Source organism: Archangium sp., assembly GCF_036389735.1.
In the GTDB taxonomy this organism is placed as follows: Bacteria; Myxococcota; Myxococcia; order Myxococcales; family Myxococcaceae; genus Archangium.
The window spans coordinates 1-8,682 of sequence record NZ_DASVWK010000216.1 but is presented as its reverse complement, the minus strand read 5'-3'; the positions used below and the strand labels follow the sequence as shown (position 1 = coordinate 8,682).

Annotated in this window: 6 protein-coding genes and 1 pseudogene; 1 reads left to right on the top strand and 6 read right to left on the bottom strand. The window is 71.1% G+C overall.

Translation table 11 applies throughout. The features are described from left to right. Nucleotides 1–198 precede the first annotated feature (198 nt). Both VF794_RS08070 and VF794_RS08065 read right to left on the bottom strand, forming a co-directional pair. On the bottom strand, nt 199–3,099 hold the full coding sequence (locus VF794_RS08070; RefSeq protein WP_331108601.1) for a sigma-54 dependent transcriptional regulator: 2,901 nt from the start codon (nt 3,097–3,099) through the stop codon (nt 199–201). A gap of 268 nt (nt 3,100–3,367) precedes the next feature. Further along, complete coding sequence (locus tag VF794_RS08065) at nt 3,368–4,471, bottom strand: protein kinase domain-containing protein (protein ID WP_331108600.1); 1,104 nt, start codon at nt 4,469–4,471, stop codon at nt 3,368–3,370. 231 nt (nt 4,472–4,702) lie between these two features. Between VF794_RS08065 and VF794_RS08060 the strand changes: the two genes are divergently transcribed. After that, entirely contained in the window at nt 4,703–5,527 is an 825-nt protein-coding gene (locus VF794_RS08060; RefSeq protein ID WP_331108599.1) for a hypothetical protein, read from the top strand. Between the two features lie 30 nt (nt 5,528–5,557). Here the strand turns inward: VF794_RS08060 and VF794_RS08055 are convergent, their stop codons facing one another. The 4 genes and pseudogenes from VF794_RS08055 to VF794_RS08040 all read right to left on the bottom strand — a co-directional run. Then, nucleotides 5,558–5,839, bottom strand: coding sequence for a hypothetical protein (locus tag VF794_RS08055; RefSeq protein WP_331108598.1), 282 nt, complete (start codon nt 5,837–5,839; stop codon nt 5,558–5,560). 388 nt (nt 5,840–6,227) lie between these two features. Then, nucleotides 6,228–6,707, bottom strand: a complete 480-nt coding sequence (locus VF794_RS08050; RefSeq protein ID WP_331108597.1) for a hypothetical protein — start codon at nt 6,705–6,707, stop codon at nt 6,228–6,230. Nucleotides 6,708–6,799: 92 nt separating this feature from the next. Next, the gene (locus VF794_RS08045) at nt 6,800–7,744 is read right to left on the bottom strand and encodes a DUF2381 family protein (RefSeq protein ID WP_331108596.1); all 945 of its coding nucleotides are present in this window, start codon (nt 7,742–7,744) and stop codon (nt 6,800–6,802) included. A gap of 93 nt (nt 7,745–7,837) precedes the next feature. Beyond that, nucleotides 7,838–8,682 (bottom strand): annotated as a pseudogene (locus VF794_RS08040) (hypothetical protein); the annotation flags it as partial.

Sequence of the window (8,682 nt, the reverse complement as noted above, 5' to 3'; positions counted from 1 at the left end):
GGCGTTGGCACGGCGGATGCTATGTGTCCTGTCGACAACGATTTTGGATTCGGATGCTTCGGCGTCCGAAGCGCCTCGTGGGTCGGGGGACCCCCCACCTCGGCCCACGGGCGCATCTTTTTCGCGGGTGTAGTCGTAGCCATGCACCGCGGGTCGGGTTCGCCCCCTGTCCTGGCCCGCGGTGTTCTTTTCGCCGGCTCACCCCGAGATGCGCAGCCGATCCGCCCCCAGCACCGCCGGCAGTGGACCGAAGGCGAGCGAGCGCTCGATGACGTTGCGCAGCTCGCGCACGTTGCCCGGCCACGGGTGCGAGGCCAGGGCCGCCAGCGCGTCCCGTCCGAGCCGCGGAGGCTCCTGCCCCTCGGGGGTGAGCTGGTTGATGAAGTGGCGCGCCAGGGCGAACACGTCCTCGCGCCGCTCGCGCAGCGGGGGCACCCGCACCGGCACCACCTGGAGGCGGTAGTAGAGGTCCTCGCGGAAGCGGCCCTCGCGCACCAATTGCCCCAGGTCGCGGTGCGTGGCGGCGATGACGCGTACGTCCACCTGCAGCGGCCGCGTCTCGCCCAGGGGGAAGATTTCTCCATTCTCCAGGAAGCGCAGCAGCTTGGGCTGTACCTCGAGCGGCAGCTCGCCAATCTCGTCCAGGAAGAGCGTGCCCCCCTGCGCCGCGCGGAGGACGCCCGGGTGGTCCGTGGCCGCGCCGGTATAGGCGCCGCGCCGGTAGCCGAAGAGCTGGCCCTCGAAGAGCTCGCGCGGCACCGCGGCGCAGTTGAAGGCCACATAGGGGCGCTCGGCGCGCGAGGACAGCCGGTGCAGCGCGCGCGCCACCACCTCCTTGCCGCTGCCGGACTCCCCGGTGACGATGACGGTGGCCCGCGAGGCGCTCAGCCTCGCCAGCTCCACCTTCAGCCGCCGCATGGACGGCGAGGCGGCGATGAAGCCGGGCACGTTGGGCTCGCCCTCGGGCTGCTCGCGCGGGGGCGCCTCCGCCTGGGCGAAGCCGCGCAGCACCGCCACCTCCAGGGCCAGGCCGGACAGGCGCGCCAGCGCGGTGAGCAGCGCCCGCCCGTCCGCCGGCAGCGGCCCCGCCACGCCCACGCGCAGCCGGCGGCCACACCCGTCACTGAGCTCCACCCACTCACTGGCGGGCACCTCGTGCGCTCCCAGCAGGGGCGTGGCATGGCCCCGCGAGTCCAGCTCCTCCACGCGGGGCGAGCGGCCGGGGAAGAGCCCCTCGAGCACCGCCAGCAGCTCGCGCTGGATGAGGTTCGCGCCCATGCCGCGCACGGCGAGCCGCTCGAAGGGCACCAGCAGCGACTCGGCGCCCAGCCGTGGCGCGCCGTCCGCAGAAGGCACCTCGTGCGGCTGCCCCTGGAGGAGCTCCGGGCCGAAGTTCGAGGCCAAGGGGGGGGAGATGCCGTGACGGTGCAGCTCCTCCTCGCTCTGGAGCAGCCGGGCCTCGGCGCCGGGCTCGCCGCTGGCACGCATCACCAGGGCGAGCGTGCGGCGGGTGATGGCCGTCTCGGGCAGGTCTCCCGCGAGGGCGAAGGTGGCCAGCGAGGCCTCCAGCTTCTCACGGGCCTCGCGCGGGCGGCCCTCGTACGCGAGCAGCACGCCCTCGTGGCGGTGGAGCAGCGCGGTGCTCCAGGCCGAGGGCAGCTGCTCCAGCAGGGCGCGGGAGCGGCGCAGCGCGGCACGGGCCTCGGGGAGTTGGTGGGCGGCGGCGCGCGCGCCCACCTCGGCGATGAGGCAGTCGCGCCGCAGGTAGGGCCAGCCGCCCACCTTCTGGGTGAGGGCATGGGCGGTGGCGAAGCCCTCGGCGGCCCGCCGCGGGTTGCCCTCGGCCCAGTCCGCCAGCGCCTCCACCCAACCCCCATAGGCATGGGTGAGGTGCTGTTGGATGGTGCCCGTGTAGCCCAAGAGCCGGGCCGCGAGCTGGCGCATGTCCGTGGTGCGGCCGGTGAGGTACAGGAAGCGGGCGCGCTGCACCGCCAGGTGCTGGGGCGTCCAGCTCAGCTCCTCCACCACCGCGTCGGCCTGATCCAACACCGCCTCGGCCTCGGCGAAGCGGGCCAGTCGCAGCAGGGCGTCCGCCTCCGCGCGCGCGGCGAAGATGAAGGAGAAGCCGCGCGCCATCCGCCCGCTCCAGGCCACCTCCCGGGCGCGGCGCACCAGGGCGAGTGCCTCCTCGGGCTCGCACGCCTCGTCCAGCCGGCGCTGCGCGAGGAAGCCGAGGTTGCGCGCCTCCAGGAAGGCATAGCCCGCGTGCGCGCACGCCTGGGCCAGCTCCCGGAAGCGCCGGGTGGCCAGCGAGGCCTCGCCCCGGATGGCCGCCTCGTGCGCGAGCGCGGTCGAGGCGATCAGCCGCACCGTGGGGTCCGTCACTCCGGTGAGCGACTCCTCCAGCCGCCCATGCTGGCGGGCGATGAGCTCGGGGGAGCCCAGGTAGAAGGCCGCGGCCATCACCGCCTGGCGCAGCTGGCAGCGCAGCTCCGCGTAGGTGGGGAGGGTGGGGCGCAGCAGCGCCTCGGCGCGCGCCACGTGGACGTTCACCTTGCCCCCATCGAAAATGCGGCCGTCCGGCGAGGCGAAGAGGATGGCGGCCATGGTGTGGACGTGCGCCTCGACGCTCTCGGGCAGCAGGCCCGCGTCGGCCTCGGCCAGGTGCGGCAGCAACAGCGTGAAGGCGCGCCGCACGTCCTCGAAGCCCCAGCGGTACACGTAGGCCAGCGCCACCGCGGCCGCGGCGCGCGCCCCCGTGGAACGCAGTTCCCCCGAGGCCAGCAGCGCCACCAGGAGATCCTCGGCGGCCCGCCAGTCGGCCCGCTGGAGGAGCAGAAGGCAGGGAGCCAGCCGGGCGCGCTCCTGAGGGGACACCTCCTGCCGGAGCATCCCCGGGGCCGTCCGGGCCTGGGAGGGGGAGGGGAGAGGCTGCCCGCCGTCGGCGAGTTGACGCAGCGCCTGCATCACCCGGCCTCTCGGCCGCCGGGCTTGCGGAGCGGCCTCCGGGAGCTCCCAGCGGTACACCGTGAGGGGCGTCACCCCGACCTGGCGGGCGAAGGCCGCGCGGCTGAGGTTTCCACGCAGCGCGCGAATCACCTCGGGTCCCAATCCCTCTGCTTCAGTCCTCGCCACCTGCTTCCCCCTGCTTGTGCTGCTCAAACGGGCGAGCGCCCCGCATCCATCCCTGGCGCGCTCCCTTCCTGGGAGGGTCAGCGGGCAGCCGGTTTCACTTCTACTTGAGTAGAAGTGGTCAAGCCGTCTACTTCGCCCAGGGCGTCCCGCGGGAGGAGATGGAGCGGCTCATGGAGGCCCTGCTGGAGAGCCTCCAGCCCAAGCTCGTGCGCTCGGCGGGGTGAGGCTCGGGCTAATGCGTCGCCAGCGAGTGCGGTTCACCCGCCCTCCGCTCGGCTTCGTCGGAGGCGAGGAGATCCGACCCACTCTTCTCCGCGTCGCTCCTCGCCTCCAATAACTCCTCGAGTGCTTCCCGCGCACCGTAGGGTTTGCCCCGTGCCATGCGGCACGCGTCCAGGTCGGCTTTCAGCGCGGCGGCGGTGGCGGGGCGTTCCGCGGGGTGGCGGCGCAGCAGTTGGTGGAGGACGAACCGCACGGGCCCCGACACGTCCCGCGTCAAGTGCTCGACGTGCTCGGGACGGAAGGCCGCGGCCCGCCGGGCCATCTCCTCCACGGACGCCCAGCCGCCCGACTCGGACAGCCACTCCTCGCAGCCCTCGCTGCCCGGGTGGTCCTTCGGCAGTCGCGCGGCGGCCCGCTCCACCTCGTCCGTGAAGTAGAGGTGCTCCCCGGTGAGCAGCTCCAGCAGCACCAGGCCCAACGAGAACAGGTCCGAGCGGGCCTCCACGCCCACCTCCAGCACGCGACCCAGGCGCTCCGGGGCGGCGAAGTCGAGCTCCCCGCGCACCACGCCCGTGGTGGTGGGCTCGCGCCCGGGCAGGCGCGAGAACGCCGACGTGAAGTTCGCCAGCATCACCGCGCCGTCGTGTCTGAGGATGACGGTATAGGGATTGATGTCGCGGTGGATGAGGCCCAGTGAGTGTCCCGTCGCGTCCGTGAGGCCATGCAGATAGGACAACGCGCCAGCCACCGCGGAGCCCACGTAGAGGGCGAGGTCCTCCGACAAGCGCCGGTCGCGCATGCAGGCATAGTTGCTGGCCATGTTCATGCTGATGCCAGACACGTAGTCGGTGACGAGGTAGCGGGTGCCCCGGTGTTTGTATTGGCCATGGACGCGGGGGATGGAGGGGTGTGACAACAGGGCGCCCAGCCGCGCCGCCTCCTTGAAGCGCTGGTGGCTCTTCCACCGGGCCTGCCGGTCGAGCACCGCGACCTCCACCAGCGCGCCCTCCGTCTCCCCGGTGCGTGGCCGGCAGAGGTACAGCTTCTCCTCCCGCGGGCCCTCCCCCAGCTTCTGGAGCCGTGTGTACTCCGTACCTCCCTGGGAAAAGAGCATGGACGCTCTCCTCTTCGTGGAAGGGCGCCTGCTCACATCCTGCTCAGACATGAAGACACTCCTCTGGCTTCGCGGCGCGGGCGGGCCGTTGGCAAACCCGGGCTTGGCAATGGCGCGAAGGTGGAGGAAGGTTACGGCACGGATGGGGCGGGAGTGAATGACTCCAGAGGTTGGGGGTGGGGCTTTTCAGCCGGGTGGGTGCCTGCAATGACTCTTTACATTCGACATGCCATGAAGCTCGAGCGGGTCCCCCGCGTCTACGCCATCGCGGAGCTTCCCCACCTTCACGCCACCCTGGTCGGCGCCTGGAAGGTGCTGCGCCGCGTCCGGAGGCTGTACCCGGAGGAATGGAAGACCTGGCGCGAGCTCGAGCAGTACCTGCACGGGGCCGTGGCCCCGCTCGCCCGCCGTGCGTTGCCGGGCAACCTCGCCGAGGCGGATGCCCTCGCGAGGTCACTCCCGTCCCACTTCAACCTGCGGGCACGGGCCGCCGTCGAAGCCGCCTTCGAGGTGGAGCTGGTCGTCGCGGAGCGCGAGGTCCGCTATGACGAGGACTGGCTCCTCGCGCACGCCCCTGCCTCCGTGTGTCCGGTGCCGTGGCAGGAGGAGCTGGATGCGGCGCTCAAGAAGCGAGGGCTGCCGGCCGAGGGCTCGCCGCTCGTCGCCGGGCCGCTGCTCCCCAGCGACAGCCGCCTCTCGCCGACGCTGGCGGATTGCCTGACCTTCTACCGAGCGCTCGCGGACTGCCTCCGGCTCCTCGTCGCGCTCGTCCGTCCGTCCCTGCTCGAGGACGTGCGGCGCCGTCTGGGAGCACGGCCCCTGCACCCCTACCTCCTGTGTACGGTGGACCTCGCGGTGATGGACCTGGAGCACCTGTGTGCATCCCGCTTCATGCCGGACATCGCGCTGGGCACGTCCTCCTTCCCGTTCTTCGCGCGCATGCGCGAGGCCCTGCTCGGCTGGGACGCCACGGGTGAGCTGCCCAAGGCCGTGCGGCAGCACGTCTCCGCCTTCCTCTCCGCCGTGGGCCTCTCGGGCCCGTGGAGTCGCGAGTGAGGGACGCGGGGCGCCCCGTCCTTCGGCGGCTTACCAGCGGTAGGGGGTGAAGAGGCAGTCGATGAGCTGCGCCTTGCCGAGCCCGAAGGTAGCTGTCTGCGGCACGAGGTCCGGCACGGGGGTGAAGAGGACGTCGTTGGGCAGGCGGGTGAAGCCGAAGGTGGACTCGATGAGCGCGGCGAGCCGGGTCTCGTGGGCCTGGAACTCGGGGGGTAACGGTGGGAAGCGCAGCCAGTGGTCCCGTGGGAGGCCGGGGCCCTTCTCCTCCATGTGGGAAGCGTAGAGGGCGTATACCGGGGCAAGCTGACTCACCAAACACACAACGCTGTCGTACCGGGATGCTCCCTGCACGAATCCTGGCTGAGATACGCGGCACTTGTAGCAGGGGTCGAGTAAAGGCACCGTCATGTCCCAGAGAGAGCAATCAGGGAACTTCTCGCGTAGACGTTGAATAAGCTCCTTCCAGACGGGGGAACCCCCTTCGTTGGCGTGGAGCAGCATTCCAAGGCGCTGAGACTCCTCTGACTCCTTGTATTGAGGCTCATCAATGAGAAGCCCCGCCGGGTAGTAGCGGCGAACGAGTCGGGCGAGCGCGTCGGCCGTCAGTTCCGGATTCATGCGTGGGAGTTCCTCGATGGAGCCCGGTAGATTGGTCGCTTGGCCTTTCTAATTTCGCGGAGGTGGGAATGGGCTTTCGCACTCATGGAAACGTCTTCCTGTGGATTCCGACTCTCCGGAAGGCTGTAACTTGGGCGCCAGGGATGGAGCCGGTCACCGGGTTCGTCAGGATGCTCTGCATGCATTCCCTGAACTGATTACAGGCAAGGGCGGTCGGCTGATGTTCCCGCAGGACAATGCGTGCGGCCTTGTCCGCCGCCTGGGCGGCCTCCACTTGTGCGAATTCATCTGTTACCAACCCCTTCCAGTTTCTTTCTGGAACGCCCACCTCAATCTCACAGACAGCAGTCGAGGAGAATTGGGGGGAAATCTTACCCAACAAGATAAGCACTTGAGCGAACTTCCATCCCCCTTCTTTCTCTGGACCGGTATGGGGCACGAGTTCCTCGAATTGGAACATGGACGGCGGGATATGACCGCCGACACACGCGAGCTGGGCTGCTCCGAGAACCGTGAGGCACAGCAACAGCGCACGCGCGGTGACCGCGAGCCGGGAATGCATGGGGCCTCCTTTGCCGCGGACCAGTGTGCGGAGGAGGTCTGACTTGACCGTCCAGCGGGCGAGACGCTCCTCACCTCCGGCGGAGGTGCCACCTACGGGAAGGTCACCTTGCGCACGGTGAGGGTGCGTTGCCCGTCCGCCTCTTCCAGCTTCAGGACGAAGAGGCCCGTGGAGTGACCCTCAAGGGCCTGTGCCTCCACCACGAGCCGGCCCTCATCTCCCGGGAGTAGCGGTCCGGTCTGCCGCACCCGGAGGATCCGCAGCCGCTCGCCGCTCTCCGGGCTCACCAGCTCCGTCCCTTCCACCCCTCGTGCCGTCCAGGATTCCTGGCCCGTGTTCTCCACCTTCAACTCCACCGCTACCGTGTTGTCCTTCTTGGCGCGGTAGCTCCAAACCTGTTGCACGTGGAGGGTTTCCCCGGGGCGCTGGGTGAAGTCCTGGGCGAGGTTCTTGACCGCGAGGCCCTTGCCGTTGCCGAGCAGGCCGGCGTCGAACAGGCCCGTGAGGCCCCCGGCGTACGGCCCCTGTGCCTCCACCTGGGCCAGTCGTGCCTCGCACCGCTCGGCGCGCTCGCGCTCCCGCCGCTCCGCCTGCCGGTAGGACTCGGCCGAGCGCGGCTGGCGGTACACCTCCACCTGCCGCTCGGCCCGGGTGGCGCTCACCACCAGCCGCAGCCGGGCCCACTCGGGCACCGCGCCGTCCGCGAAGCGGGCCGTCAGCATCAACTCCCGCCCCGGCGACAGCGCCCCCGAGGGCAGCACGTTGACCACGCCGGCCGCCTCGTCCACCGTCACGGACAGGAAGAATTCCCGCCCCTCCACCACCACGCCGCCGGGCAGAAGCGGGGTGTGGAACACGAACGTGGTGGCGCGGTTGGGGCCGATGGCGATCGGGGGCACCTGCCCGGCGTCATCCGCCGTGAGCTCCACGTGCCGCCCGCCGCCCGGGTCCCACTCCTCGGTGGCGGGCTGCGCGGGGGCGGGTGTGGAAGCGAGGAGCGCGAAGAGCAGGGGCAGGGCGGCGAGGGGCGCGGACATGGGCGGCAGGACCTCCGGAGTGGCCCAGGGTAGCAGAGACCTCCCACGTCGAGTCCCGCTTCCCCTCGCCTCTCCGCGCCCGCCGCCAGTGCGCTACTCGCCCTCCCCCACGGGCTGGAACTTCCTGACGGGCTCGAGTCCCGGGCCGGCTGAGATATGGGCGGTATCCTCGGCGTAGCCCGGCTCCCGGCGCACACCCCACTCGTCGTCCCGGGTGGTGTCGTAGAGCTCCAGGCACACGGGGTAGGTGATTCCCTGCGGCGTGTGGGCCTGGGTGAAGCGGCCGTATACACGCTCCCGCCCGACGAAGAGCTCTCCGGAGAAGGTGGTGCCCTTCGCCAACTTCCCCCATTCGTCCGTTCGAAGAAGCAGCGTGACGCCAGGACCTGATCGCACGGGGACGTCCTGTCTGACGTCTTTGAAGCCGGGGAAGTAGATGGCCGATCTCTTCCCCTCCACGAGACCCAACTCCTTCATGGCCTGCTGGGAGCCTTCCGGACAGGGAGCGGCCGGCAGGGGCGTGGGCCGCACCTGGGAGGTGGTGGCGGGGCCGGGGCAGCCGGAGGCCAGCGTGCAGGTGACGACGAGCGCGCTCAGCGTACCGGCCTCTTTCAGCGGGGGCCGCGGCTGCGGGGAAGGGGGCTTGGGGGGACTCTTCACGCGCATGTCCTGGGGAGGCGTCGCACGGGCGACGGGCGCGGGGGTGGGGGCCGTGCTCGGCGCCGCGCCGCCGCCACCTTCGAGCGGCTCGCGCTCGGGCGCCACTTCCTGGCTGGGGGCGGGCCGAACCCCGGGCGTGGGAAGCGCGGAGGCCACCGGGGGCGTCACCTCGGGCGCGCCACCGGGCGGCGGGCGGTGGGTGAGCGCGAGGGCCAGGCCCAGCGCGAGCCCCAGGCCCACGACGGCCCGCCAGCGCCAGGGCGAGCCCCGGACGCGCG

Coding starts and splice junctions, on each gene's coding strand:
- VF794_RS08045 (WP_331108596.1), bottom strand. CDS start 7,744: ATGTCCGCGCCCCTCGCCGCCCTGCCCCTGCTCTTCGCGCTCCTCGCT.
- VF794_RS08065 (WP_331108600.1), bottom strand. CDS start 4,471: ATGCTCTTTTCCCAGGGAGGTACGGAGTACACACGGCTCCAGAAGCTG.
- VF794_RS08060 (WP_331108599.1), top strand. CDS start 4,703: ATGAAGCTCGAGCGGGTCCCCCGCGTCTACGCCATCGCGGAGCTTCCC.
- VF794_RS08050 (WP_331108597.1), bottom strand. CDS start 6,707: ATGCATTCCCGGCTCGCGGTCACCGCGCGTGCGCTGTTGCTGTGCCTC.